At 58.9% G+C, this 26495-nt stretch carries 25 protein-coding genes, 1 tRNA gene and 1 pseudogene; 14 read left to right on the top strand and 13 right to left on the bottom strand.

The window, feature by feature from the left end; genetic code table 11:
• Positions 1 to 177 precede the first annotated feature (177 nt).
• The gene (gene cysS / locus ASF13_RS19450; protein WP_056240308.1) at positions 178 to 1566 is read left to right on the top strand and encodes a cysteine--tRNA ligase; all 1389 of its coding nucleotides are present in this window, start codon (positions 178 to 180) and stop codon (positions 1564 to 1566) included.
• A gap of 220 nt (positions 1567 to 1786) precedes the next feature.
• On the top strand, positions 1787 to 2887 hold the full coding sequence (locus ASF13_RS19445; protein WP_056240306.1) for an AAA family ATPase: 1101 nt from the start codon (positions 1787 to 1789) through the stop codon (positions 2885 to 2887).
• 124 nt (positions 2888 to 3011) lie between these two features.
• Here the strand turns inward: ASF13_RS19445 and ASF13_RS19440 are convergent, their stop codons facing one another.
• The 3 genes from ASF13_RS19440 to folD form a co-directional block, all read right to left on the bottom strand.
• Positions 3012 to 4436, bottom strand: a complete 1425-nt coding sequence (locus ASF13_RS19440; protein ID WP_056240303.1) for an MFS transporter — start codon at positions 4434 to 4436, stop codon at positions 3012 to 3014.
• A gap of 453 nt (positions 4437 to 4889) precedes the next feature.
• Positions 4890 to 5102: a ribosome-associated protein YbcJ gene (gene ybcJ, locus ASF13_RS19435; RefSeq protein WP_056240300.1), complete on the bottom strand. Its 213-nt coding sequence runs from the start codon at positions 5100 to 5102 to the stop codon at positions 4890 to 4892.
• The gene (gene folD, locus ASF13_RS19430; protein WP_056240298.1) at positions 5102 to 5968 is read right to left on the bottom strand and encodes a bifunctional methylenetetrahydrofolate dehydrogenase/methenyltetrahydrofolate cyclohydrolase FolD; all 867 of its coding nucleotides are present in this window, start codon (positions 5966 to 5968) and stop codon (positions 5102 to 5104) included. Before folD ends, ybcJ begins: the two co-directional genes overlap by 1 nt.
• A gap of 180 nt (positions 5969 to 6148) precedes the next feature.
• Between folD and ASF13_RS19425 the strand changes: the two genes are divergently transcribed.
• Positions 6149 to 6225: transfer RNA gene (locus ASF13_RS19425), tRNA-Arg, on the top strand.
• A gap of 15 nt (positions 6226 to 6240) precedes the next feature.
• Here ASF13_RS19425 and ASF13_RS25070 read toward each other — a convergent pair.
• The 4 genes and pseudogenes from ASF13_RS25070 to ASF13_RS25060 all read right to left on the bottom strand — a co-directional run.
• A pseudogene (locus ASF13_RS25070) lies at positions 6241 to 6360 on the bottom strand (hypothetical protein); the annotation flags it as partial.
• A gap of 114 nt (positions 6361 to 6474) precedes the next feature.
• Positions 6475 to 6690 carry a hypothetical protein gene (locus ASF13_RS19420; protein ID WP_056240296.1) on the bottom strand — a complete coding sequence of 72 codons (216 nt, stop codon included), beginning with the start codon at positions 6688 to 6690 and terminating at the stop codon, positions 6475 to 6477.
• A gap of 240 nt (positions 6691 to 6930) precedes the next feature.
• A complete protein-coding gene (locus ASF13_RS25065) occupies positions 6931 to 7176 on the bottom strand; it encodes a cytochrome b (protein ID WP_235515072.1) in 246 nt (81 codons plus the stop codon).
• Positions 7143 to 7439 carry a cytochrome b/b6 domain-containing protein gene (locus ASF13_RS25060; RefSeq protein WP_235515057.1) on the bottom strand — a complete coding sequence of 99 codons (297 nt, stop codon included), beginning with the start codon at positions 7437 to 7439 and terminating at the stop codon, positions 7143 to 7145. Before ASF13_RS25060 ends, ASF13_RS25065 begins: the two co-directional genes overlap by 34 nt.
• A gap of 662 nt (positions 7440 to 8101) precedes the next feature.
• Between ASF13_RS25060 and ASF13_RS19410 the strand changes: the two genes are divergently transcribed.
• From ASF13_RS19410 to fsa, 3 genes are all read left to right on the top strand, one after another.
• Positions 8102 to 8590, top strand: coding sequence for an NlpC/P60 family protein (locus ASF13_RS19410; protein ID WP_056240293.1), 489 nt, complete (start codon positions 8102 to 8104; stop codon positions 8588 to 8590).
• Positions 8591 to 9233: 643 nt separating this feature from the next.
• Positions 9234 to 9932 carry an RluA family pseudouridine synthase gene (locus ASF13_RS19405; protein WP_056240291.1) on the top strand — a complete coding sequence of 233 codons (699 nt, stop codon included), beginning with the start codon at positions 9234 to 9236 and terminating at the stop codon, positions 9930 to 9932.
• 343 nt (positions 9933 to 10275) lie between these two features.
• A complete protein-coding gene (gene fsa / locus ASF13_RS19400; protein ID WP_056240289.1) occupies positions 10276 to 10938 on the top strand; it encodes a fructose-6-phosphate aldolase in 663 nt (220 codons plus the stop codon).
• Positions 10939 to 11423: 485 nt separating this feature from the next.
• Here fsa and ASF13_RS19395 read toward each other — a convergent pair whose 3' ends face one another.
• Positions 11424 to 12305, bottom strand: a complete 882-nt coding sequence (locus ASF13_RS19395) for an EamA family transporter (RefSeq protein WP_056240286.1) — start codon at positions 12303 to 12305, stop codon at positions 11424 to 11426.
• Positions 12306 to 12372: 67 nt separating this feature from the next.
• Here ASF13_RS19395 and ASF13_RS19390 point away from each other — a divergent pair, with 67 nt between their 5' ends.
• Positions 12373 to 12900 (top strand): MarR family winged helix-turn-helix transcriptional regulator, encoded by a 528-nt coding sequence (locus ASF13_RS19390; RefSeq protein ID WP_056240284.1) that lies wholly within the window; start codon positions 12373 to 12375, stop codon positions 12898 to 12900.
• Between the two features lie 154 nt (positions 12901 to 13054).
• Here the strand turns inward: ASF13_RS19390 and ASF13_RS19385 are convergent, their stop codons facing one another.
• Positions 13055 to 14050, bottom strand: a complete 996-nt coding sequence (locus ASF13_RS19385; protein WP_056240281.1) for a LacI family DNA-binding transcriptional regulator — start codon at positions 14048 to 14050, stop codon at positions 13055 to 13057.
• A gap of 293 nt (positions 14051 to 14343) precedes the next feature.
• On the opposite strand from ASF13_RS19385, the gene ASF13_RS19380 reads away from it, so the two are divergent.
• The 4 genes from ASF13_RS19380 to gspS all read left to right on the top strand — a co-directional run bounded on the left by ASF13_RS19380 (position 14344) and on the right by gspS (position 19278).
• On the top strand, positions 14344 to 15582 hold the full coding sequence (locus ASF13_RS19380) for an MFS transporter (RefSeq protein ID WP_056240277.1): 1239 nt from the start codon (positions 14344 to 14346) through the stop codon (positions 15580 to 15582).
• Between the two features lie 21 nt (positions 15583 to 15603).
• Positions 15604 to 17031, top strand: coding sequence for a glycoside hydrolase family 32 protein (locus ASF13_RS19375; RefSeq protein WP_056240273.1), 1428 nt, complete (start codon positions 15604 to 15606; stop codon positions 17029 to 17031).
• 76 nt (positions 17032 to 17107) lie between these two features.
• Positions 17108 to 18640 carry a carbohydrate porin gene (locus ASF13_RS19370; protein WP_056240270.1) on the top strand — a complete coding sequence of 511 codons (1533 nt, stop codon included), beginning with the start codon at positions 17108 to 17110 and terminating at the stop codon, positions 18638 to 18640.
• Between the two features lie 260 nt (positions 18641 to 18900).
• A complete protein-coding gene (gene gspS, locus ASF13_RS19365) occupies positions 18901 to 19278 on the top strand; it encodes a type II secretion system pilot lipoprotein GspS (protein ID WP_056240268.1) in 378 nt (125 codons plus the stop codon).
• A 4-nt stretch (positions 19279 to 19282) separates the two neighbouring features.
• On the opposite strand, the gene ASF13_RS19360 is transcribed toward gspS, so the two are convergent.
• Positions 19283 to 19900, bottom strand: a complete 618-nt coding sequence (locus tag ASF13_RS19360; RefSeq protein WP_056240265.1) for a hypothetical protein — start codon at positions 19898 to 19900, stop codon at positions 19283 to 19285.
• 272 nt (positions 19901 to 20172) lie between these two features.
• On the opposite strand from ASF13_RS19360, the gene ASF13_RS19355 reads away from it, so the two are divergent.
• A complete protein-coding gene (locus ASF13_RS19355; RefSeq protein ID WP_056240263.1) occupies positions 20173 to 22347 on the top strand; it encodes a hypothetical protein in 2175 nt (724 codons plus the stop codon).
• Positions 22317 to 23138, top strand: a complete 822-nt coding sequence (locus tag ASF13_RS19350) for a DUF3142 domain-containing protein (protein ID WP_369814402.1) — start codon at positions 22317 to 22319, stop codon at positions 23136 to 23138. The genes ASF13_RS19355 and ASF13_RS19350 overlap by 31 nt, the downstream gene beginning before the upstream one ends.
• 248 nt (positions 23139 to 23386) lie before the next feature.
• On the opposite strand, the gene ASF13_RS19345 is transcribed toward ASF13_RS19350, so the two are convergent.
• Positions 23387 to 24589: an MFS transporter gene (locus ASF13_RS19345; RefSeq protein WP_056240260.1), complete on the bottom strand. Its 1203-nt coding sequence runs from the start codon at positions 24587 to 24589 to the stop codon at positions 23387 to 23389.
• Positions 24590 to 24651: 62 nt separating this feature from the next.
• Here ASF13_RS19345 and ASF13_RS19340 point away from each other — a divergent pair, with 62 nt between their 5' ends.
• Positions 24652 to 25674, top strand: a complete 1023-nt coding sequence (locus ASF13_RS19340) for an AraC family transcriptional regulator (RefSeq protein WP_056240257.1) — start codon at positions 24652 to 24654, stop codon at positions 25672 to 25674.
• 51 nt (positions 25675 to 25725) lie between these two features.
• Here the strand turns inward: ASF13_RS19340 and ASF13_RS19335 are convergent, their stop codons facing one another.
• Both ASF13_RS19335 and ASF13_RS19330 read right to left on the bottom strand, forming a co-directional pair.
• Complete coding sequence (locus ASF13_RS19335) at positions 25726 to 26163, bottom strand: type II toxin-antitoxin system HicB family antitoxin (RefSeq protein ID WP_056240255.1); 438 nt, start codon at positions 26161 to 26163, stop codon at positions 25726 to 25728.
• A 20-nt stretch (positions 26164 to 26183) separates the two neighbouring features.
• Complete coding sequence (locus tag ASF13_RS19330) at positions 26184 to 26366, bottom strand: type II toxin-antitoxin system HicA family toxin (RefSeq protein ID WP_056240251.1); 183 nt, start codon at positions 26364 to 26366, stop codon at positions 26184 to 26186.
• Positions 26367 to 26495: the final 129 nt, after the last annotated feature.

Here is a 26495-nt window from a genome sequence, read left to right as displayed (position 1 = left end):
CTTCCCGCGTGCGACAGACGGCTCTTATATCACAAAATGTGATGGTGAGTCAGCCCTGCTGCATATCGCCAGTGTCTGTAGCGGTGCTTTGCGTGGCGCTTCGCTAAAAAATACGTCAGAATACCGGATTCACCTTTTTTATCGTTAACCCGCACACGCCTAAAACGGAATGTCTCAATGCTAAAGATTTACAACACCCTGAGTCGTCAAAAAGAGGAATTTAAACCTATCCATGCTGGCCAGGTCGGCATGTACGTGTGCGGCATTACCGTTTATGACCTCTGTCACATTGGACACGGCAGGACCTTTGTCGCGTTTGACGTGGTGTCACGCTACCTGCGTTACCTTGGCTACTCGCTGAAGTACGTGCGCAACATCACCGATATTGATGACAAGATCATCAAACGTGCCAACGAGAACGGTGAAACCATCGAGCAGCTGACCAACCGCATGATCGCGGAGATGCACACCGACTTCGCGGCGCTGAATATCCTGCCGCCGGACCTGGAGCCGCGCGCCACCCGCCATATCGCTGAAATCATTGAGCTGGTGCAGACGCTGATCGCCCGCGAACACGCCTACGTGGCCAGCAACGGCGACGTGATGTTCTCGACAGACAGCGATCCCAACTACGGCTCGCTGTCGCGCCAGGATCTGGAGCAGCTGCAGGCCGGCGCCCGCGTGGCGGAAGTGGCCGACGTCAAGCGCAACCCGATGGACTTCGTGCTGTGGAAAATGTCGAAAGAGAACGAACCCTTCTGGGAATCGCCGTGGGGCAACGGCCGTCCGGGCTGGCATATCGAGTGCTCGGCGATGAACTGCAAACAGCTGGGGGCGCACTTTGACATCCACGGCGGCGGCTCGGACCTGATGTTCCCGCACCATGAGAACGAAGTGGCGCAGTCGACCTGCGCCCACGACGGCCCGTACGTCAACTACTGGATGCACTCCGGCATGGTGATGATCGACCGCGAGAAGATGTCCAAATCGCTGAACAACTTCTTCACCGTGCGCGACGTGCTGGCGCACTATGACGCGGAAACCGTGCGTTACTTCCTGATGTCCGGCCACTACCGCAGCCAGCTCAACTACGGCGAAGATAACCTGAACCAGGCGCGTTCGGCGCTGGAGCGCCTGTACAACGCGCTGCGTAATACCGATCCTGCGGCAGAACCGGCGGGCGGCGATGAGTTTGAAGCGCGCTTCCGTGAGGCAATGGACGATGACTTCAACACCCCGGTGGCCTACTCGGCGCTGTTCGACCTGGCGCGTGAAGTTAACCGCCTGAAGGGCGAAGACGCGGCGGCGGCCAACGGCCTGGCGGCGCGCCTGCGCCAGCTGGCGGCGGTGCTCGGCCTGCTGGCGCAGGATCCGGAGCAGTTCCTGCAGAGCGGCGTGAACATCAACGACGAAGAAGTGGCGCAGATTGAAGCGCTGATCAAGATGCGTTTCGACGCGCGTCAGGCGAAGGACTGGGCGCAGGCGGACGTGGCGCGCGACCAGCTGAACGCGCTGGGCATTATTCTGGAAGACGGCCCGGCGGGCACCAGCTGGCGTCGTAAGTAACCAGCGGCACGGGAACAGCAGCTCGCGGTTCCCGTGCGGGCTTCGGCCTGGCCACATCAGGGCAGCCGAAGAGTCGCTACCGCCCGCAGCAGAGCCATATGTTGCGGGCGGCAGCATCACACTGCCGCTGACGACCCGCCCGTCGGCACTCTGAGTACGCGGGAGCGGGCACCGCCCCTTTCCTGCCTGTGATCCCCTTTAATACCCTGAGGATCTCACGTTGATCAGACAGATCGCCATCACCAACTTCCGTTCTATCCGCCAGCTGGAACTGCGGCTCGGCCAGCTTAACGTCATCACCGGGCCGAACGGCTGCGGCAAATCCAACCTGTATAAAGCGGTACGGCTGCTGCATGAGGCGGCCTGTGAACGGCTGTCGCCGGCGCTGGCCGAAGAGGGCGGGATCCAGAAAGCGATGTGGGCGGGCGGCGCGCGGCGCGGCGAACGCAACAGCGAACTGAAGCGCATGGTGCTCGCGGCGGAGATGGAAGATTACGACTACCAGCTGGAGATCGGTTACCCGGAGCCGCTGGTCAGCCTATTTAACCTCGATCCGCTGGTGAAAACCGAGCAGCTGTGGCTGAGCGGCCACCGCCGCCGCCCCTCATCGCGGCTGCTGGATCGGCGTAACCAGGTCGCTTTTCTCAACAACGTCGACGGCGAGCGGGTGGCCTATCCGGCTTCGCTGCACGCTGAAGAGTCGGTGTTCGGCCAGCTGTCGGAGCCGCACCTCTATCCCGAAGTGTCGCGGGTGCGGGAAACCCTGCGCGGCTGGCGCTTCTACCACGAATTTGCCATCTGGCCGGGGTCACCGCTGCGCGCGCCGCAGGTGGGCATCCGCTCGCCGATCCTCGCCCATGACGGCAGCAACCTCGCCGCCGCTTTTGAAACTATTCGCGAGCGCGGCCATAGCGAGCTGCTGTTCAGCATTCTCGGCCAGGCCTTCCCGGAGAGTGAGTTCAGCGTGGAGGCGAACAGCGGCCGTTTCCAGATGCTGATGCACCGCCAGGGCATCCTGCGCCCGCTGGAAGCCGCCGAACTCTCCGACGGCACGCTGCGCTTTCTCTGCCTGGTGGTGGCGCTGCTCAGCCCGCGTCCGCCGGCGTTTATGGCGCTGAACGAACCCGAAAACAGCCTGCACCCGGACCTGCTGCCGGCGCTGGCGCAGCTGATCGCCGAAGCCAGCCGCTACAGCCAGCTGTGGATAACCAGCCACTCGCCGCTGCTGGCGGAACTGATCGCCCGCCACACCGATGTCACCCACTACCGGCTGGAGCAGGTGAATGGCGCGACGCAGGTGGCTGCTGAAAAGAGCGACTAGCGTGCAGCGGCAGGCAGGCGAAAACGTTACCTGTCTTCCGCTGGTTCAGACTGCCAACATCCCGGCTCATACCATGAGTGCTATCAGAGAGAGTCAATCCTCCGATAATGCCCCCTGGCTGAACTCATTTTTCTGTCGCTCCCGTGTTCTGTAGCCCCTTCGCCGATCGTCCGGCGCTGAACACCGCCAGCAGCGGTGCCAGCGCCAGCACGCCGAACAGCACATACGCGGCGCTCTGCGCCCCGGCAATGCCGCCCGGCGCGTTCAGCCCGCCCTGATTGGCCAGCATACCGGCCAGCGCAGCCCCCAGCGCGGTAGCCACCAGCTGCACGGTGGTGATCGAGGTGGCGGCAGCGTCCTGCTCCTCTTCCGGCGTCACCTGCAACACCCGGGTCAGCAGATGCGGCCAGCCCAGCCCGATACCGAAACCGACCAGCAGCAGCGCAAGTGAAATCACCAGCAGCAGCCCCAGCGCGCCGTTGCCGTTCACCGGCAGCGCCAGCGTCAGGGCGACCATGCCCGCCAGCACCAGCAGCGGACCGGCTACAATCGCCAGCCTGATGCGCTTACCCTGCCAGCCGGAACTCCAGATCTCCGCCAGCGTCCAGCCGGCCGCCATCAGCGCTGCCAGATATCCCGACAGCAGCGGCGACTGGCCGTGCAGCAGCTGCAGGAAGTAAGGCACAAAGGTCTCACTGGTCATACCCACCACCAGCAGGCCGATGGTCAGGTAGAGCGGCAGCAGCGGCGAGCCCCGGCGCAGCGCGTTGCGCGGCAGCATACGGTACTTACCGTTGCGCTCGCGGCGCACCAGCAACAGCAGCAGTATGGCAGCGAGGGCCACGCTGGCGAGGTTAACGCTAAGGCGCGGATCGGTGCTGCCGAGGCCGATCGCCAGCACGGCAGCGGTCAGCAGCAGCAGCTGTGCCAGCGGCAGCGGTGCGGCGGCAGCCCGGTTGCCGCGACCGGCGGGCAGGGTGCGCAGCACCAGCCAGGCGTAAACCAGCGTCACCGGTACGATAAAGCCGAATGCCAGCCGCCACGCGTGCATATCAGCGAAGATCCCGCCGATCGCCGGGCCGACCAGCGTCGCCACGCCCCACATACCGGAGATCAGCGCGAAGGCGCGCGGCCACAGCCGCTGCTCAAACACCTCGTTAATCATGCAGTAGCCCAGCGCAAACAGAAAACCGCCGCCCAGCCCCTGCACGGCGCGCCCCAGCAGCATCACCGGCATGCCCGGTGCCAGCGCGCAGAGCAGGCTGCCGCAGAGGAAAAAGAGGATGGCAACGGCGTAGGTTCCGCGCGCGCCGGTGCGGCTCAGCGTGGGGCTGGTCAGCGCCGAACCGAGAATGGAAGCAATCACAAACAGCGTGGTGTTCCAGGCATACAGATTCAGCCCGCCAATCTCCTGCACCACCGACGGCAGGACGGTGGTAGCGATATAGATATTAATGGCGTGCAGCGCCACCCCGCCGGAGAGCACCACCGAACACGCGGCGTTTTTCCCCGACAGCAAATCTCCCCAGTTTCCTTCATGCGATGACATAGTGGCTCCTTACCTTATGATAATTTCCCTGCGCGCTGCCCCGGAGGCTGGCCAGGAAAAGATGAAAATCCGGCAGATGGCGAGATAGTAGTCAGCACAGTAAAAACGGGTCAAAAAAACGCGCACTCGGTGAACATACAGCGCACTGCGCGACAAGAAGGCACAGAAAAAGCATGGAAAGGCTGGCAGAGCAGAGCAGAGCAGAGCAGAGCAGAGCAGAGCAGAGCAGAGCAGAGCAGAGCAGAGCAGAGCAGAATAGGCGTTGGATGCGGGATGCGAATTCCAGGTAGTGGATACAGCAGGTCATGCCAGAGAGTGGACGGAGACGATGGTGCGGAGGCAGATACCTGCGTTCTGAACAGTGGAGTAGTGGTCACTCAGCCAGCGGTCATCAGATAATGCCCTCCGGCTGAGTATACCGCAGAGCCTGACGGGCAGGCTCTGCGAAGAGGATCAGGCCGTGACGCTAACGCGCTGGCCGTCGAACTCTACGGTCTGACCGGCGACGATTTTGCAGCGCTTGCGGGTTTCCACCGCGCCGTCCACCGTCACATAGCCATCGGCGATCATATTTTTCGCCATTGCGCCGCTCTCCACCCAGCCTTCCAGCTTCAGCAGGTCACAGAGATCGACGTGGGGAAATTTACCTAAAGAGAAAGTTGCCATTATTCTGCTGCTCCTTCATCGCTGCTCTCGCAGGCCTGCAGGGTGTTTTCAATCAGGGTTGCTACGGTCATCGGACCGACGCCGCCCGGTACCGGGGTGATATACGCAGCGCGTTCGCTGGCAACGTCAAACTCCACGTCACCCACCACTTTGCCGCTCTCCAGACGGTTAATACCGACATCAATCACGATCGCACCCGGCTTGATCCACTCGCCCGGAATAAAGTTCGGCTTACCGACCGCCACCACCAGCAAATCGGCGTGCTCGATATGGTGACGCAGATTTTTGGTAAAGCGGTGGGTCACGGTGGTGGTGCAGCCGGCCAGCAGCAGCTCCATACTCATCGGGCGGCCGACGATATTGGACGCGCCCACCACTACGGCGTTCAGGCCGTAGGTATCAATGTTGTAGCGCTCCAGCAGCGTGACGATGCCGCGCGGCGTGCACGGGCGCAGCGTGGGCGCACGCTGGCACAGGCGGCCAACGTTGTACGGGTGGAAACCATCGACGTCTTTCGCCGGTGAGATATGCTCCAGCACCTTAACGTTGTCGATCCCGGCCGGCAGCGGCAGCTGCACCAGGATACCGTCGATTTCACCGTCGTTGTTCAGCCCGGTGATCAGGTCCAGCAACTCCGCTTCACTGGTGGTGGCGGGCAGATCGTAAGAGCGGGAGATAAAGCCCACCTCTTCGCAGGCGCGACGCTTGCTGCCAACGTAAATCTGCGAAGCCGGGTTCTCACCCACCAGCACTACGGCCAGGCCAGGAGCACGTTTGCCCGCCGCCAGACGCTGCTGAACTTTTTCCGCAACCTCTTGCCGCACCTGCTGCGCAATCGTTTTACCATCGATAATTTTTGCTACCATCAGAGAGGGGATCCATCTGTGTTGAGTTAAATCGGGGATTGCCTCTATTTTGTCAGAAGCGGGCGCTGCTGTCAGGCGGAGAATGGCACCGATTGCCTATAACTTCGGCAACGGGTGCGCTAACCCCTCAAAATCGTTGACTCAGCACCGCCGCGCCGTATAATCCGGGGCACTCACCATGCGCCCTTAGCTCAGTTGGATAGAGCACCGGCCTTCTAAGCCGTAGGTCACAGGTTCGAATCCTGTAGGGCGTACCATTAAGTTTCAACGAATTACCCCTTTTCTTTAGCCTTCAATTTTCCTGCATGGGACAAATTTGGGACATCAACCCTGAAAATCGAGTCAATTTTGCGCGCATGTTCCGTCAGATGGTCAGGGGCAGGGTGAGCGTAAAGAAGGGTGTTGATCCGATCGTGCTCTGACCAGTGCTTGCCCGCGATGCTGCTGATGAATTCAGAGCGGTATCGCCTTGCTACTGAGCGCAAGGCAGTTTTACTGCTGTGGTGTTATTCACCAGTCGCCCTCTGGCTCTGCGCCCACTGATGCACCTGATGATCATGGCGGCAGTCAGCATCGCAATACTGACCTTTGGTAATGCTCTCTTCGCACCAGTAGCAGGCTCCGGTGAATGCCATACTCGGCAATTTCCGGTTGGCCAGTGCCACCTCTAACATCTGCTGTTCACGTGCGCTGGCCTCGTGAGCAATATCTGCATAGTTCATGTCGCTACCTCGCTGAATGCCTTTTCACCCTGCAGGGCGATCCGGTTAAAGTGCTGCTTTCTATAATGAAACGGTCATCGATGGTGATATTTATGGTTTACTCCGTGCTCTGGCAATAAAAAAAGCCACCGGTTGGGTGTACAACCACCGCAGCTCCGTACCCTGCTCATAAGCCCACGGGGCAGGTGCTTTGCAGGAAAATCCCAGCCCCTTGTCATGTCAATATCCCTGCTAATCCGCTTACCAGCTCATTCTGCGCAATACGCGGTTGCCAAACAGTTCATGTTTCACCACCGCGAGGATATGCAGCAGCACCAGGCCTGCCAGAGTAGTGCACGAGATAATATGCTTAACGAAAAACAGGTCAGTGATCAGTTCGCTCTCGATCAGATGCGGGATGGAGAACAGGTTAAAGACGTTAATATCCCTGTCCATCATCAGCACGCCGGTAATCAGTACCACGGCAATGTTGATGTAGAGCAGCATATGCACCCAGTCGGCGGCACGGCTGGCGAAGTATTTTTACCTTCGTGTGGCTTGCCTAATTTTAACAGATAGTAAACCCGCAGAATAAAGAATGGGATAAATACCGTAGTCAGGGAGACGTTAAAGAAACCGATCCACTCTTTGATTTCAGGGGTGGTTTCAAACATTGCCGCATAGAAACCTGTAATTGTCGCCCAGATAATTACGACAGCCGAAAGCCAGTGCAAAACGACCTGCTGCCAGGCATACTTTTTGGTTTTCATTTTTCTCTCTTGAGGGTAATAAATAAAAAAGGTTGTAAATTTATGGTGATAATTCTATCAATGAATGAGGATAATCCTATCGGACTCGTCATCAGTTAATGTAGGCCGTTTCCTACAGCGGCGGCGTGAGTAAGATTGCAGACTCACCCGATTTATCTGACAGAAAAATGGGCTGCACCTGGGAAGTAAAAAAAAGTAAATGGCAATCGGATTAAATAAGAAGGCATCTCTTTTCTTTGTAGGCAGCGGATGACAAAATGCGTGAAATCAGATTTAAACCAGATAGAATAACTGATTTCGGAACGTGGTGGATTTTTGATGATATTTATCATGATGTTATCAAAGTACATTCTGCTGCTGTAACTGTTTTCAGGAAGATCTTTTTATTGCTGACGTTATAAAACAATGGGTTATTGAGAGGTGAAAGTTATCTGGCATGATGAAATGGTGTTGGAAATTACCTGGTCTGTTATTACGTTTAGGTGTCTGAAATAAAAGCCATTCCTGTCAATGTCGTCCATGATGACACGTAAAAATTTACGCAAGACATCCGTTTGTCAGAAGCGTGTAAGCGATAATATCGTGATTCCACCCCTCTTGACGCCAGAATGGTTGATGGTTAAATTTTGCCCGGATATTAACCAAAGAGTGAATCGTTTTTTATGAATGCCCGAAATTTTGCCACCGGCGGTCTGCTGCTTATCGCCCTTTTTAGCTCTGCTCCGCTGTATGCCTCTGACTACAGTAGTATGATGGCTCAGAAATCAGCAAATAAATCGATCGGTGATGCCGGAGTAAAGAAAAAACTTTCTTCTGAGTTTTCCCGCTGGAGTGGCGTGAAGTACCGGTTTGGCGGTACGACGATGAAAGGTATTGACTGTTCAGCGCTAGTGCAGAAAATCTATCATTCGTCCTTTTTCGGCAAAGCGTCATCTCATCTGCCGCGCACCACCGAGCAACAGATCAAGCAAGGGGTGAAAACGAAACGTGAAGATCTGCGGGCCGGTGATCTGGTATTTTTCCAGCTTTCACCTAAGCAGAAACACGTTGGCATTTATATCGGCGGTAAGAAATTTATCCACGCTTCTACCAGTGAAGGCGTGATTATCTCCACGCTGGATAACAGCTACTGGTCTGAGCGTTTTGCCTGACCGGATAAAAATGGCGGTATCTCCCTGCGCGGTTGTTGAAGTCAAGTTTATTAGCCCATCGGGAGGAGGTATTCACATGTTCTCCTCTGCCAGCGGTGATGCAGGTATGGGGCAGATGATGTGAGTGGCTGTAATCAACGAGGCCGTCTTATCCGCGCCGTAAGCGCGCAACACAAAAAAAAGCGTCAGGCAGACTGGCTGCTGACAGAATAGTTATCTCCTTAATCGGTCAAAATAAAACAGATTTGTAGTGAGAAAGCTGTTATCGTGAATCGTTCGTTAAACAAAATAAGAAGGTTTCTATCACAAATTTTAAGCTAAAATGTCCCTCATGCTTCAGCATTCAGTACCGCTTCTCGCATCTCGACATTACAAAACAAAACCCTTACGGTGCCAAATGTATTTTTTGTAAATCAATCATGAAAGACAGCAAGTAACGATTGATTCAGCAGTTTACTTTTCTGCACTTCCCGATAAAAATTCCGCTCTGAACTCAGCACTGCGAATCGTCCCCCTGTAATGACGACGATCGCAGCGTCCTGTGTCCGCAGACCCTGTAAATGGGCTTTAAGCTGCCCGTTGTTTCCAGGCTGACCCTGTTCCCGCTATCATCTTCCCCCACCCTTATCTTAAGAACCGCACAATGTCCGCCATCACCGACCACTTTATCGCTCCCGTATGCCACGATGAAATCCGCATCCTTTACCAGGATGAATACCTGCTGCTGATCGACAAGCCCTCCGGCCTGCTGAGCCTGTCGGGCAAAAATCCGCAGAACCTCGATTCGGTGCACTACCGGCTGGTGCAGGACTTTCCCGGCTGTGCGCTGGTTCACCGCCTCGACTTCGGCACCTCCGGGCTGATGCTGGTGGCGAGAAACAAGGTCATCAACGCCGCGCTGTGTCAGCAGTTTAGTCAGCGTACGGTGAGTAAGCGTTATGAGGCGCTGCTGCTCGGCCATCTGAGGGAGGATGAGGGAGTGATTGATGCGCCGATAGGCCGCGATCCGGCGCTGTTTCCGCTGATGAGCATCTGTGAAATGAGTGGCAAGCCGGCGCGCTCGCGCTATCGGGTGCTTGAACGTCTGCGTCGTGAAGGGGAAGGTGGAGAACCGCTGTTGCTGACCCGCGTAAGGCTGACGCCGGAAACCGGGCGCACCCATCAGCTGCGTATCCACTGCCAGTGGCTGGGGCATCCGATCCTCGGCTGCGATCTGTACGGCGGGCTGCTGCAGCCGGGCACCGCGCAGACCCGGCGGCTGATGCTGCACGCCAGCGCGCTGAACTTTGTGCATCCGCTCAGCGGTGAACCGATGGCGATCCGCTGCGCCGCGCCGTTCTGATCCCTCAGGTTCGAAGGGATATCTGATAGTATCCGGTGCGCAACGTCAGCATGCTGTCTTCGGGGCTTTCGCGTGCCATAGCAGCGGCTGAACTTTCGAAACTTGTTTCATTTCTTTCAAAAGAGATCGCCAGATTAAATCAGCGCGATCCTGTTTGTGCTTCCTGCGGGATTAATAAAAACAATGTGTTAATTATCATAATGTTATAGTGCATATTGCTCCTTTCGTTTTCCAGGGGAAATTGTGACAGCCATCACCTGTTTGCTTTCAGGTTTCATTTATCTTCTCCGCAGCCTGTTTCAACTTTCCTGATTTTATTCGCAGCGTTTTTCCGGAGGCAGTAATGGAGTTTTATCTCGATACCGCAGATGTGGCCACGGTCCGTCGTCTGGCACCGATCTTACCGATCAAAGGCGTCACCACCAATCCGAGCATCGTTGCCCGCAGCAAACGGCCGCTGGCCGACGTGCTGCAGGAGCTGGCATCGCTGCTGCCGGCGGACGGCAGGCTGTTTGCGCAGGTGATGGCCCGCGAGCCGCAGGCGATGATCGACGACGCGCTGCGGCTGCGTGAAATGGTACCGTCACTGGTGGTAAAAGTGCCGGTAACCCACAACGGACTGGTGGTGATTAAGGCGCTGACGCAGCAAAATATTCCTACGCTGGGCACCGCGGTGTACGGCGCGGGGCAGGGACTGTACGCCGCGCTGGCCGGGGCCAGCTACATTGCCCCCTACGTTAACCGTATTGATGCGCAGGGCGGTGACGGTGTGGTGCTGGTGAAGGAGCTGCAAAAGCTTGTCGATCTCCACGCGCCGCAGGCGAAAGTGCTGGCGGCCAGCTTCCGCACCGCACGCCAGGTGCTGGACTGTATGCTGGCGGGCTGCCGGGCGATCACCGTCGATCCGGATGTCGCCGAGTTGTTCCTGCAGGATCCGGCGGTGGATAACGCGCTACAGCGCTTCGATCAGGACTGGTCTGCGGCTTATGGCAGCACGACGTTATAAGAGCGGAAGGGCTATCTGTCGAAGAAGCGGGGCTTAATCCAGCCCGTGTACTTTGCGTACCAGCGCGAAAATCAGAATGAAAACTAGTAATAAGAACAGCACCGATGGCAGGATATTTTTCATAAACGCATCCTTACTGGCTTACTGAATTAAGATCTGAACACCGCCGTCCAGCCTCGCGCTGAACGGCGGTTGATCCCGAAAAAAGCTGCCGACGCTTTCACCCTGAAAACGCAGTAATAAGAATCATCCTACTCCTGCTGCATCCTTTTTCCAGCCTGAAAAAAAATCAGTGTGATACCCGTCCTGAAATCGGGTTCTCAATTCTCTGCCGCTGATGCTCTACTTGATTGCCGCTTCGAAATCCTCTGCCGCTGGTGATAAACGCAGACCGTTGAAACTCAAGGCCAGACAAATCGTTACCGGGCTTTCGCACAATGCTGGCGGTAACGGTGCCTTCACAGCCTGCTTACAGAGAGCCCGACCTACCTCTCTCTGCGCTTTCCCGCCATCGCCCCCTGCACGGCGAACACGCTGGCCAGCACCACGATCAGCCCGATCAGCGCCGTGCCGGTTATCGACTGCCCGAGAAACGCCCAGCCGAGCAGCACGGCGGTCAGCGGGCTGAGCAACCCGAGCGAGGCCACCGCCGCCGTCGGCAGGCGGGCCACGCCGCGAAACCACAGCGCGTAGGCAAGCAGCGCGCCGGCCAGGCAGATCCAGGCGTATGCGAGGAGGTTGGTCAGGGTCAGGGCGGGCAGCGGCGCGTCAACCGTCAACGCCACCGGTGCCAGCATCAGCCCACCCAGCACCAGCTGCCAGCCGGTCAGCGGCAGCACCGTCAGCGACAGCCGCCAGCGGCGGCTCAGCCAGACGCCGGAGGCCATACAGACAGCCCCGAGCAGCGCCGCCGCCATGCCCACCGGCTCAAACACCGTCTGCGGCGACAGCAGCAGTACCGCCATTCCGGCCACCCCGGCGAGGGCGGCCCAGAAGGCGATACGCGACGGTGCCAGGCGATCCACCGTCCAGGCCAGCAGCATTACGATCAACGGCTGGGTCGCGCCCAGCACCGCCGCCAGCCCGCCGGGCAGGCGAAAAGCGGCGACAAACAGCAGCGCCTGAAACAGGCCGATATTCAGCGCGCTGAGCACCAGCAGACGGCCCCACTCGCCGCGTGCCGGCAGCCGGCGGGCGAACAGCAGCAGCAGTAATCCGGCGGGCAGTACGCGGATCAGGGCCGCGGTGAAGGGCCGGTCCGGCGGCAGAAACTCGCTGGAGACGATATAGGTAGAGCCCCAGATTGCCGGGGCCAGCGCGGTTAACACAACGTCGCGCCAGTGGCGCAGGGCGGTATTTGCAGACATGTTATGACATTACCTTTAGTTCAAGATAATATAAGTCTGTTGATTAATTACCTTGAAGTCAAGATATATGCCTGAGAAAACTAACCCAACCCACGACGCGGTCGATACCATTCTTGCCCAGTGGCGGCGCGAGCGCCCGGACCTGGATGCCAGCCCGATGGGGCCGATCGGTCGTCTCAAACGCTGTACGGCGCTGCTGGAACAGCGTCTGGAAGCCTGTTTTAACCACTATGAGCTGACCATGTGGGAGTTCGACATGCTGGCGACGCTGCGGCGTGCCGGCGCGCCCTACTGCCTGAGCCCGACCGCATTGTTCTCCACGCTGATGGTGACTTCAGGCACCATGACGCACCGGCTGAAGCGGCTGGAAACCCGCGAGCTGATTATCCGCGTGGCTAATCCGCACGATGCGCGCAGTATGCTGGTGCAGCTGACGCCCGCCGGGGTGGTGCTGATTAATCAGGTGGTGGAGGCGCACGTCGACAACGAACGGCAGCTGCTCTCGGCCCTGTCGGCCGAAACGCTGACCAGCCTGGATACGCAGCTGCGTGCCCTGTTACGGTCGCTGGAACAGGACGGAGCAGCACAGGCTTAAGTTGCGGCCGGGTTGCGTATGGATGGATTGCAGGGGAATGCCCTGCGGGGATCCATGCTTCCGCAGGGCGATAGATCCTGTTACCGGCGGTCGGTCACCTGAGGCGGCGGGCAGCTTCGTGGCACCAGGGTACTGGCCCGTCGCCCCTTTCAGCTCACAGCGATCCCCGCGCCAGCCACGGGCTCTCCACCCTGACCGTGTCGCGGTGCGTTTCGCCGTTAATGATATGCAGTGCGCTTAACCGGCCAATCTCATAGTGCGGCAGCTGCACGGTGGAGAGCGGCGGCAGAAACAGGTCGCCAATGCCGACCATGTTGTCATAGCCGAGCACGCCGACGTCCTGCGGGATGCGCACGCCGTTCGCCAGCAGCACCTGATAAACCATAAACGCGATGCGGTCGTTACCGCAGACCACCGAATCAAAGTCCGGCTTGCCCTGCGGCATATGTGCTTCGACCATCGCCGGAATGCTGCGGTAGTGCTGGTCGCCGTGCGCCATTTCACAGTGATCCAGCGTCAGCGGGTCGAGGCCGGCTTCGCGGCAGGCGCGTTCCAGCCCGCGGCGGCGGCGCGGCGGCGCCGGCTGGCCGGACGGCAGGTGCAGGCACAGCGGCCGCCGGTAACCCGCCGCCAGCAGGGCTTTCACCCCCTGATGCTGGCCCTGCTCGTCGTCAGGAATATAGCTGGCTACCGCATCATTCAGGCTCTCGCAGTTGGCCAGCACGCAGGGCAGGGTCAGCAGCCGCGGCGGCACCGGCACCCGGCGCAGCCCCATGGTGGTGTAAATAATGCCGGCGGGGCGGTGCGACAGCAGCAGATCGACCATGGTCTCCGGGCTGTCGTCGGAAAACATATTAATCACAAAGCTGTTCCAGCCGTGGGCGCGGGCGGTCTCTTCAATCGACAGGGTCATCTCCACCGAGAACGGCGTGGTCACCGTATCCAGCGCCAGCACGCCGATGGTGTTGGCGGTGCTGCGCGCGCCGCGGATCTTCTTCGCCGACAGGTCCGGCACGTAGTTCAGTTCGTTAATTGCGGCCTGAACGCGGGCCAGCGTCTCGGGTTTCAGCCGCTGCGGGCTGTTCAGCGCCCGGGAAACGGTCATCAGCGACACGTTGGCCAGTTGGGCAACTTCTTTTAGCGATGACATAACGCGTTGTCCTGTCTGGGTAAATGTCCGACCTGTCGGTCAGTTGGCTCAAGATTACCCCACGTGAGCGGGGATGCCAAAGCTCGCGGGCCTGTTTTGTGCGCGGCAGCGTACCACCGCCCCGAGGGATCCTCTTAGCCGTGCTGGTGCCTGACAAAAGTTGATCGCGCTCTCATTTGTATAATGTTAACGTTAACTCTTGTGATTAACATCAACTATCGCGCTGAAAGCAGATGTGGGAATTGTTTTGTTAACGTTACCATTGCGCCCACTATCCCTGTGAGTGTGCCACGATGAAAAAACATCATTCCCGCAGCTACCCGCTGTTAAGTGCATTACTGTTCTTCTTTTTTGTCAGCTGGTCTTCGTCCAGCTCGCTGCTGTCGATCTGGCTGCACCAGGAGGTGGGGCTGCGCGCCAGCGAAACCGGCATTATTTACTCCGTGCTGTCGGTAACCGCGCTCTGCGCTCAGGTGTGTTACGGCTTTATCCAGGACAAGCTGGGCCTGCGCAAGCATATCCTGTGGTGGATGACCGCGCTGCTGATCCTCTCCGGCCCGGCATTTTTGCTGTTCGGCACCCTGCTGAAAATTAACATCCTGCTCGGCAGCGTGTTCGGCGGCCTGTTTATCGGCCTGACCTTTAACGGCGGCATTGGCGTGCTGGAATCCTACACCGAACGCGTCTCGCGTCAGAGCACCTTCGAGTTTGGTAAAGCGCGCATGTGGGGCTCGCTGGGCTGGGCGGCCGCCACCTTCTTTGCCGGGCTGCTGTTTAACCTCAACCCGCACCTTAACTTCCTCGTAGCCTCGTGCGCCGGGCTGGTGTTCTTCATCCTGCTGGCGCAGCTGCGGGTGAATACGCCGGCCAGCCTGGAGAAGGTGGAGCTGGGCGCACGACCGGTCACGCTGCAGGACGCGCTACAGCTGCTGACCCTGCCGCGTTTCTGGGCGCTGGTGCTGTTCGTGATCGGCACCTGCATCTACGGCGTCTACGACCAGCAGTTCCCGGTCTATTTTGCCTCGCAGTTTGCCACCCTGCGCGAAGGCAACGCCATGTACGGCTACCTCAACTCATTCCAGGTCTTTCTGGAAGCGGCGGGCATGTTCTGCGCCCCGTGGCTGGTCAACCGCATCGGCGCCAAAAACGGCCTGATCTTTGCCGGCATGGTGATGGCGCTGCGCATGATCGCCTCCGGGCTGGTGGAAGGGCCGGTGCTGATCTCGGTAACCAAACTGCTGCACGCGCTGGAGCTGCCGGTGCTGCTGGTGGCGATTTTCAAATACAACAGCCTTAACTTCGACAAACGCCTCTCTTCCACGCTGTATCTGGTGGGCTTTGCCTGCACCAGCTCGGTGATCGCCTCGGTGCTGTCGCCGCTGGCAGGCTACAGCTACGAGCGCTTCGGCTTCGCCCCCTCCTATCTGGTGATGGGGCTGCTGGTGTTCTGCACCACCTTTATCTCCATTTTCCTTTTACGCGGCAACAAGCCGTCCTCAGAGGCGCTGCCGGCGCAGCCCTCTGTCGTTTGAAAGCCAAAAGAGTAGAAAACTATGACGTTATTACTGGAACAGGCCGAACGGGCCCTCGGCGAGAAAAGTCAGGATCTGAACCCACGCTGGTACCCGCACTACCACCTGGCGGCCCGCGCGGGCTGGATGAATGACCCGAACGGGCTGGTGTGGTTCGACGGCTGGTATCACGCCTTTTATCAGCACCACCCGTACTCGGTACAGTGGGGGCCGATGCACTGGGGCCACGCGCGCAGCCGCGATCTGCTGCACTGGGAACACCTGCCGGTGGCGCTGGCGCCAGAGGGGCCGGAGGATAAGGACGGCTGTTTCTCCGGGTCGGCGGTGGTCAACGGCGATGAGCTGGCGCTGATCTATACCGGGCATAAGTTCCACGGCGATGCGTCCAGCGAGGATAACCTCTACCAGGTGCAGTGCCTGGCGACCAGCCGCGACGGCGTGCACTTCAGCCGCCAGGGGCAGGTGCTGGACACGCCAGCAGGGATGCACCACTTCCGTGACCCGAAGGTGTGGCGGCAGGACGGGGCGTGGTGGATGGTGGTTGGCGCACGCGATGGCGACATTGGTCAGGTACGGCTCTACCGCTCTGCGGATCTGCGGGAGTGGCAGGACGCAGGCGTGCTGGCGGTGGCCGGAGAGGGGCAGGGCTTTATGTGGGAGTGCCCGGACTTCTTTACCCTGAACGATAAGCAGATGCTGATGTTCTCGCCGCAGGGGATGGCGGCCGACGGTTATGCCAGGCGCAATCTCTACCAGAGCGGCTGCCTGGTGGGCCACTGGCTACCGGGCGAGCCGTTTGCGCAGCAGGGGGCGTTTCAGGAGCTGGATCGCGGCCATGACTTCTACGCGCCGCAGAGTTTCCTCACGCCGGACGGCCGCCGCATCATCATCGGCTGGCTGGCAATGTGGGAGTCGCCGATGCCGGAGCAGCAGGACGGCTGGGCGGGAATGCTGTCGCTGCCGCGCGAGCTGAGCCTGACGGCGGATAACCGGGTGCAGATGCGCCCGGCAGGCGAGGTGGAAGCCATGCGCCAGCAGTGGCAGGGCTGGGGGGTGAACATGCTGAACAACCAGCAGCAGCCGGTGATGGACCACTGTGAAAGCGCCGAAGTGCTGCTGCAGTGGGATCGTACAGCCAGCAGCGCCGAACAGTACGGTATCGCGCTGGGCGAGGGGATGCGCCTGTACGTTGACGCCCAGGCGCAGCGGCTGGTGCTGGAGCGCCACTATCCTCAGCATGGTCTGTGCGGCCAGCGCAGCGTGCCGCTGGGTGACGCGGGTGAACTTGTGCTGCGGGTGTTCTTTGACCGCTCGTCGGTGGAGGTGTTCGTCAACGACGGTGAGGCCTGCCTCAGCAGCCGCATCTATCCCGAACAGCGTCAGCTTAAGGTCTTTGCCTGGTCCGGCAGCGCCACCTTAACTGATTCTGGCAGCTGGTCTTTAAAATAAAAACAACTTTGCCCGCGGCCTGACGGCAGGCGGGCATTTCTCTCCTCTGTGGCTAAAATAATAAAAGGTTTATTCCATGAAGAAACGCATCGGAATCATGCTGTGCGCCGGTCTGTTACCTGCCTCTTTATATGCACAATCCACGTTGACCACCGAACAGCGTTTTGCGCTGCTTGAGCAGCGGCTGCTGGCCGCCGAACGGCGGGCGGATAACGCGGAGTCGGAAATCAGGGCGTTGAAAAAAATGCCGCCAGAACAGGGCGCTGTCGCCTTAGCGGGCCAGGCCTCTCCTCAGGCTGTGCCAACCCACGCCGGGCCACAGGGTAAACCTTCCCCCGCGTTTTCCGCAGAAAATACCCCTGCGCTAGCGGCGAACGTTGCCCCGCTAAGCGCAGCAGAAAATACCCCCGCAGCAGTGACAAATACCGCCACGGCGGCCGGGGGAAATAACACCGGCGCGGTCGGTGAAATTAAAAAACCGCTAACGCTAACCCTCAATGGAAATACCGATCTCAAGCTGTACGGTGACGTGGAGTTTAACGTTGACGCCGCCAGCCGCTCCGGCAGCCTGACCGCCATGAAGGGCAGCGACGGCAAAAGCGTTGCGCTGGGCAGCCAGGAGCGCTGGGACGTCAACGGACGGCTGCTGATCGGGCTGGACGGCTACCGCCGCGGTACGGATGACCGTTTCTCCGGCTTCAGCGTGCAGCCGCTGGCCAACGTCTCCGGCGGCATGGGGCTGGATGATGCGGTGTTCTTCTTCGGCCAGGAGAATAACTGGAAAGCCAAAGTCGGCCGCTATGAAGCCTTCGATATGTTCCCGCTCAACCAGGACACCTTCGTTGAGTACTCCGGTAATACCGCCAACGACCTGTATGACGACGGTTACGGCTACATTTATATGATGAAAGAAGGGCGCGGGCGCAGCAGCTCCGGCGGCGCGCTGCAGCTGAGTAAAACCAGCGGCCCGCTCTATTTCGAACTGAACGCGCTGGCGAAAGACGGCACCACCCTGTTCAACGATGACCAGTACCACGGCTACGGGCTGGAGAATAAAAAGAACGTGGTTTATCTGCGTCCGGTGGCGGCGCTGACGGTTGACGCCTTTACCGCCGCGCTGGCGATGGAGAGCAACGTGGTCAGCAATGCTTACGGCTACTATGACGCCAGCGGACGCTTCCACGATCAGTCGAAGCGTACCGGTTACGGTGCCACCTTCTCGTGGAACGGCCAGCGTAACGATCCGCAGAACGGCACGGTGGTTAACCTGAGCACCGCATACCTGGACGCCGAACAGGAGCAGGACTTCAGCGCCGGCATCAACGCCCTGTGGCGCGATATTGAACTGGGCTATATCTACGCCCATAACGATATTAAAGCCTTTAACTACGGCGACAGCGATAACGCCAGCGGGGAAGCGGCGATCATGGGCAAATACAGCCTGCACACCCTCCACAGCTCATACCGCTTCCGCAACGTAATGGATATGGAGAACTTTAACGTTTACCTTGGCGCTTACTGGTCGCGGATTAATATCGACAATAAACCGGCTGAGCAGAACGACAAGGATCGTTACGGCATGCGCGTGCGCTTTAAGTATTTCTTCTAGGGTTTAGCCCTGGCGGGTCAGTTCTGCGACTCGCCAGGGACAAACTGTCGCTCTCTACGTACAGGGCCGGGTAACGGAGCCAGGATTCATGCGGGTATCCGACCCTGATGTTCCTTATCGGCGGGCATTCGCGCCAGAAAATGGGTAAAGCATAAGCGGAATGGCTTAAACATCCTTAATTCCGCGGTTCTTCCTTGTCGGCGAAAGAGTGCTCACCTACCCTGTGCGCTTCTTTTAACCCTGTCTCTGGTGCCCTGCTAATGCAACGCTCGCTTTATCTTACCTTTGCCGCACTTACCCTGACCTTGCTGACCGGTTGTCAGCACACAGCGAAAATACCTCAGCCACCGGTGGCCACCCAGCTGGATCAGCTGTCCGCACTGCTGGCCGGTACGCAGTTTTTGCGTGAACACTGTTCACGCACCGATATCCCCGGTCAGGATAAACTGCAGCGCACAGCGCTGGAGACCGCAGAGCAGCGCGGCTGGAACACGCGGGTAGCCGATTATCAGCAACTGCCGGCGCAGACCGAGACGCGCTTCCAGGCACTGCTGCAGGACAACACGCCGGAAAATGAGAAATGTGCCACGCTGAACCGCAGCACCGCGCGCTTTATTGCTCAGGCGTCAGCCCGGTAATCATTTACACCACCATCAGCAGACAGAGGCTGAAGCAGGAAAGTCCGCTATTTTTCAGGCGCGCTAACCACGATGGACGGGTGCTATGCGCCGGTCGGGCGTAGGCTTCCTGTGAAGCAGCCGAAGCAGCCGAAGCGGCCGAAGCAGTCGGAACGGTCGAAGCAGTCGAAGCGCTAAGGGGGAGCAGCGCTGGCGAAGGTTCTTCTGCGTCGGGCAATGCCGCGGCGGGCACCGGTTCAGCCTTATCTTCTGCGGCGGTTGTCTGCAGGCCCGGCAGCAGTGGCTCATTAATCCTCACTCCGTAATAGGGTACGGTCAGCACCAGCTGAGCGGGCAGCCGGTGCTGTTTGAACAGGGTGCGCAGCTGGAACACCAGCTGGTGGTAGTTATTGTCGCCAATACGCTGGTGGTATTCGTACCAGACGATATTGATGATCTTGCGTTTACAGGTAATGTTTTTAAACAGGCAGACCAGCAGCCGCTTTTGCGGCTCGCTCAGCGCCAGCGTCTGTCCGGTGGCGTGAAGCGTTAGCTGGTTGATACGGCAATCAAGGGTGGCTGCATCCTGAAATTTCAGCAGACCGGATTCAACGATCTCTTTACATTGTTCATGGGTTAACACAGCCAGAGCCCTCAGTGGTGGATATAAATGACCAGAATTTCGACAAGTTTAGCGAATGCATCCTGCGGCATGAATGGGAGCTTTCCCGGGCGTTTGTAGGAAATTTCCGTAGTCTGAGGGAAGGGGGGGCGGAAGGCAGGGCGTAATGCGTCAGCAGAGTGAATCCCTGGCTGAAGGCACGGCGCAAAGTGAGTGCATACGCCAGTGGATGCGACTGCACTCACCTGCGGTTATACTCCCGGCACTCCGTTCCCGCGACATGGAAGAGAACAATGCGAAATAACCGATCCCGTATCGGGCTGCTGGCCGGCCTTATCGTCGCCAGCCTGCCGGCGGCGGCCTCGTCAGATATTGAAAGCTGCCCGTGGGGTGAGCCGGGCTGCCTGCTGCAGGGCACCCCCTATCTGAGCAGCGGCAATGACTCCCGCGATAACCTGCTGCGCCTGCTCAGTGAAGGTAAGCCGATCGCCTTACCGGTGCAGCAGCCACCGGCCGATCTGACCCGTTCCCGCGACTACTATTTTGACTGGCACCCGCAGTGGGACCTGCCGCCGGCCGTGACGGCAGGCGACGGTAAGTCCGGCGATCCGCTGGCGGCGGTGCCCGCGCTGGCACCACAGATTGCACAGCTGCAACTTGACCCGGAACCCTTTACTGCGGTAGCCGGGCAGCAGGATGAGCGGGCCGACCGGCAGGTCTCTAATAATCTCTACAGCGTCTCGGCGTTTTATGCCGCGCTGCTGGCGGAACCGACGCTGACCACCGAACAGCGGCATCAGCTGGCGCTGGCGCGGCTGGGTATCGCGCAGGGCGTGGAGGCGGAAACCGGTGCTGAACTGGCCAGCCTGGCGCAGAGTTTTCCGGCGAACTCTGCCGCGCGGCAGTTTGCTGACTACCTTGCGGCGGCGGTGCAGTTCTACCTCGGTGACTACACGGCGGCGGCGGCGGATTTCGCGACGCTGGCCGCCGGGGAGCAGCCGTGGCTGGCGGAAACCGCCGGTTATATGCAAATCCGTACCGCGCTGAACCAGAGCAGCGCCAACAGCAGCGGCGAGTACGGGGATTTCGACCCCGACAAAATCGATCAGGCTGCGGTCTCCGACGCCTTAGCCCGCGCACAGGGCTATCTGCAAAAATGGCCCGCCGGGCAGTACGCGACGGCGGTCAACAACCTGCTGCGCCGCATTTACTGGTATCAGCATGAGCCGCAGCCGCTGGCACAGCGCTATGAAGCGGTGCTGACTGCTGCACAGCAAGGCCCGGCGCTGACGCAGCTGATCCTCGAATATGACAACAAACTCGGCAGCCAGTATCTGGAAAAGCCGCGGGTTACCGCCATTCCCGACGCGCCGCTGGTCACCTTTATTGAATCCCTGCGTGCCATTCGCCCGGGCAGTGACGGCAAACCGGTGCTGACGCAGCAGGCGCTGGAAAGCCAGAAGCCGCTGTTTGAGCAGGCAGGAAAAGGGGCCTGGTGGCACTGGCTGCAGCACGAACTGTGGTTTGCACAGGAAGATTACGCTGCCGTGACCGCTGCAATCACTCCGGCTAAAACGCTGCCCGCCAGCGATATCCTCGCCTTCAGCGAGCAGGTGCTGTACGGCAAGGCGCTGATGCAGCAGCAGCAGTGGCCCGCCGCCCGTCAGCACTGGCTGACGCTGCTGTCGCTGAGCAAAGAGGTTGAGCAGCAGCAGTATCTGCAGGCGCAGCTGGCGGCGACGCTGGTGTTCAGCAACCAGGCGGATGCGGTGTTTGCCGCCGACAGCCGGGTGACCAACCTGCGCTTCCGCTCACAGGTTCTGAAAACCCGCGCTTCCCTGGCGACGCTGCGCCAGCAGGCGGAGCACGGGCCGAATGCCGAAGAGCGCACGATTGCCCTGCACACGCTGCTGACCCGTGACCTGACCGAAGGGCACTACGCTGACTGGCTGCAGGATAAAAAGGCCGTGGCGGGCATCACGCCGCCGGTTAGCGGCGAAGACTTTGCCGATGTGAATCTCAGCGTCTTTGACTGGCCGGGCACAGGGGCTGAGAGCGGCTACTACTGTCAGCCGCTGGCGCAGATTGCCACTGCCCTCAGCCAGAAACCAACGGACGGCCACGCGCTCAACTGCCTGGGCGAGTTCTTCCGCACCACCGGCGCGAAGGTGGATCTGTGGAGCGACCAGCCCGGCAATGATGTGCTGAACAGCGCCACCCAGCGCAAAGACCCGCCGGGGCAGCCGGACCGCCAGCGCTACTATCAGCAGATCGTCGCCGATCCGAAGGCGGAGGCCGAGGACAAAAGCTACGCCCTGTATCGCGCGGTGATGTGCTATGCCCCCTCCGGCTATAACGACTGCGGCGGTGCAGAGGTGGATAAGCGCGTGCGCAAAGGCTGGTTTAACCAGCTGAAAGCGGAATACGGGCGATCGCCGTGGGCGGAAAAATTAAAATATTACTGGTAAGCGGGCTGTGGCTGGCCTTCTGTGCGGCTTCGGTGTTAACGACAGCAGCCGGGGCACCGATACCGCGACCGACCACGGCAACGGTATCGGTAAACGGGGCAGAGCGGGTTAACGCTGCCGGTCATCCGGCGTTCTGGCTGTGGTCAGGGGTGAAAACGACACCCGCGCTGCGCAACGCGCGGACGGTTTACCTGCACCAGGGGGAAGTGGTCAGCGGGGCGGGGGGCGTGCGCTTTCAGCCGCTCGGGCTGCCGGTCAGCCGCCTGACCTTTCCGCAGATCTGGCTGACGGTGCGTTTTGACACCCTCGACGTGCCGCCGGCAATGATGGCGCGGCTGGTGCGCCTGCTGCAGCGCTGGCAGGCGGCGGGTAATCAGGTGGCTGGGTTACAGGTGGATTTTGATGCCGCCACGCATCGTCTTGAAGATTACGCCGCCTTTCTGCAACGGCTGCGCGCACAGCTGCCGGCGCAGTTTGCTCTCGGCGTCACCGGGCTGCTCGACTGGGCGCAGACGGGGCGCGTTGCCACGCTCAACCGCCTGCCGGTGGACGAGCTGGTGGTGCAGAGTTACCAGGGCCGTAGCACGGTCAGCAACTATGCTGCCTATCTGCCAGCGCTGGCGCAGCTGCGTATCCCCTTCCGGCTGGGGCTGGTGCAGCACGGAAAATGGCGGGAGCAGGACGAGCAGCGGCTAAGGGCGTCGCCGTGGTATCGCGGTACGGTGGTGTTTATGCTTAATACACCCCCTGAACATCTATCCGGAAAGGAAAATCCGCCGGAATTTCAGTGAGCTTGTTACAGGTTTGAGCGAGACACGGACGTTAATCTCAACACGAATATAATCAGACTAATCAGCCTGTCGCAAGCTCGCCAAAAAGGGCGGTTCGAATGACAGCAACGTTCACACTCCAGGTGCTTTAAGGACGAGCCGGTGGTAGCAACCCCTGACTCAGGTAAAACGAGAGCAGGGGTTAGTTTTGAGCGAAAAGTCGACAACAAATGGCTCGGGAATGGATTAAGATATCCCGCGGTGCTTTTTCAGGTCAGCGCGACCCGCACCTTTAATCCGATAACCAGCGTGGCAGCAAACATGATGCAACCCGCGGTGATGAAAACACCTGTTACGCCACTGAAACCAAACAGTAAGCCACCCAACGCGGCGCCAGCAGCAATTGAGGACTGAACTGCTGCGACGACCATGCCGCCAGCGGTTTCAGCCTGGTCGGGAACGGAACGCGCTACCCAGTTTGACCACGCAACGGGTACGCCACCAAATGCCATCCCCCACAACGCGACGAACAACATCAACCCTGTTTCCCCCAGTGGCAGCAAAATCATGCTCAGTGCCGCTAAACCGACCAGCGCTGGCATCAGTATCAGGGTAAGACGGAGGCTTCTCTCCATCAGCCACCCGGCCAGCAGCGTACCGATAAAATTAGCGACGCCGAATCCAAGCAGTATTAAAGACAAACGATCCACATCAGGTTGGGCAATATTTTCAATAGCCGGACGAATGTAGGTAAACAGCGCATACTGACCGGTATGGGCAATCACGCATCCCGTCATGCCCATTGCAATGCCGGGGCGGCGGAGTAAATCCATAACCGATGCCGTTATCATCATTTTACGCGGAGCCATACCAGGCAGGGTAAATAGCTGAAAGAGCAGCGTAAGCACGCCTACTGCGGTTGCAGCGACAAAAGCGCTACGCCAGCCATAGAGCCCCCCTAAATAGCTCCCCAGCGGGATCGAAACTACGGTACCGACGGCAATACCGCTGAAAATAATGGAGAGAGCACGCGGAACACGTTTCGCAGGCACCAGCCGCATAGCGACGGCTGCCGCCATGCTCCAGAATCCTCCCAGCGCTATGCCCAGCAAAATGCGCATGACTAACAGAACGGCCAGACTGGATGAAAGTGCGACAAGCAGGTTGGAGGCAATCATCAGCACGGTAAAACCAAGCAAAACATTTCGGCGATCGTAATTATGCGTCAGGCGGGGAACGGTCAGACCAGCAAATAAGGCCACCACAGCCGTTACCGTCACGGCCTGACCAGCCAGCGCTTCGGTCACGCCGAGATCGGCAGCCATGGGGGTCAACAGGCTGGCAGGAAGATATTCTGCGGTCAGCAAGCCAAACACGCCCATCGTCAGTGAAATGACGGCCATCCATGCGGATTCTTTGGGTTCAATACTCTGCAAACCAGCGGATAGATCTTCAGTTGCTTCAATTCTCATAACACACTCTTCCTGGGGAAAAATAACAGCTCCTATTCTGGAGTTGAACAACTGGACGATCTATGATGCCACATCCTGATTTTTTACCCGAAAACCCGAATATGCATGAGAATAAACATTTTGCCCTGTCATCTGAGCTGATCGGTGAACTGCTTCTGGAAATGCGCCTGCGTGGTGTTCAGTATCGCCGTTTACAGACGGGCCCTGAGTTTGGCGTCGGCTTTAGCAACAAACCGGGACACGCCTATTTTCATTACATCGCGGTGGGTACTGCTCTGCTTCGCACACACGACGGTACGTTGCACGAGCTAAACGCCGGAAGCATGGTATTCATTCCACAGGGTGAGGATCATCAGCTTCTGTCGGATGTCAGCCGTTCATTTCAGCCTATCGACACGTTAGGCTCTGCTCCTTTAGGCGAGGCCGTCAGCGGAATCAATACTTGTCCGAGTTCGCATCCGACACCCAGCACGGTGCTGTTTTATGGCTGTATGGCGTTCGATCTCGGTGGCATGCAGGGTCTTGGTAAACTGATGCCGCAGGCCATCGTGGTTGAGGCAAATGAACAGCGCTATCCGGGTCTGATTCCTATTCTGGGCGCGATGAAATTTGAAATCTGTTCCGGACGCGTGGGCTTCGCGGGCATTCTTGCACGCCTTGCAGAAGTGGCGGCTGCAATGATCGTGCGTGGATGGATCGAAAATGGCAGTGAGAACGCCGCTGGCCTTATCGCTGCGTTACGTGATCCACGACTTGCCCGGGCTATTCTGGCCATTCATCGCGACACGGGCCGGGAATGGTCTGTTGCTGAGCTTGCCGCCCAGTCGCATGTGTCACGTTCAGTTTTTGCTGAACGCTTTAAGTCAGTCATTGGCACATCTCCCCTGCGCTATGCAAGAGAGGTACGAATGCGCCTCGCAGGCCATTGGATTATTCACGATAAGATCTCCATTGATACCGTCGCTCTGCGCCTCGGCTATGCCTCACAGGCAGCGTTTAGCAGGGCTTTTAAGCGTATCAATGGATATCCGCCCGGCGCTATGCGGCAACGATCGGCCAGACGCAGTGATACAGCCACTGAGTGAACGTTATCTTTAACGTGTGCAGGGTTCGCCCCAGGGGGCGATCTCAACGTTTTACTGCTCCAGCAGTTCGCGCCGCGCCGCTGTCGCCAGAAAGTGGCTGCGGTCACGGTAGACACCGGGCTGGTCGCTGACCCGGCGGTCAATGCGCCCCAGCAGAGTGTCGGGCAGGCTGATATTAATGCGCTGCGGTTTACCGCTAAAGGCCGACAGATCCACCTCAATCACAAACCAGCGGTCGTAGTCAGCATACTCTTCGTCCTGCGCGTAGCGCACTACGCCGCCATCCTCGATCTGTTCGACGGAATAATTCCCGCTCAGCAGCATCTCTTCCACGATCAGCAGGATCGCCTCACGCGCCATCGCGGCGATCTCCTCGTGGGTGTCCGCCGCGGAGACGCAGCCGTAGTCATACGCGGAAAGCGCCGGGACGATAATCCCCCAGGCGCTGTCGCTATTTTCAGGTGTTTCCACACCGATGGAAAACAACATTCTGACCTCCTTGCGCGGGGCTATATTCCCGCCAGTTTCTTAATCGATCTGACCGTGCCGATCGGTAAATCCTTCTTCGGATGCGGCACCGGAAAGGTTTTCCCGCTGAGCGGGGACCACCAGATCTGATGACTGCCGCCGGTATTACGTTTGATCTCGCAGCCGGCCAGCGCCAGTTCCCTGATTAAATCGCTCGACTTCATCACTCCTCCTGAGGACAAACTGATAATACACACGAGTACACACAATCGCCATGCATCTTGTGCTGTTATCAGGCTGATGCTTGCAGCTGCCTGCAGAATTGATCTGGCGCAGGTTTTTTGACGTACTGC

This window comes from Erwinia sp. Leaf53, from assembly GCF_001422605.1.
GTDB lineage: Bacteria > Pseudomonadota > Gammaproteobacteria > Enterobacterales > Enterobacteriaceae > Erwinia.
This window is presented reverse-complemented; position numbering and strand designations above follow the sequence as displayed.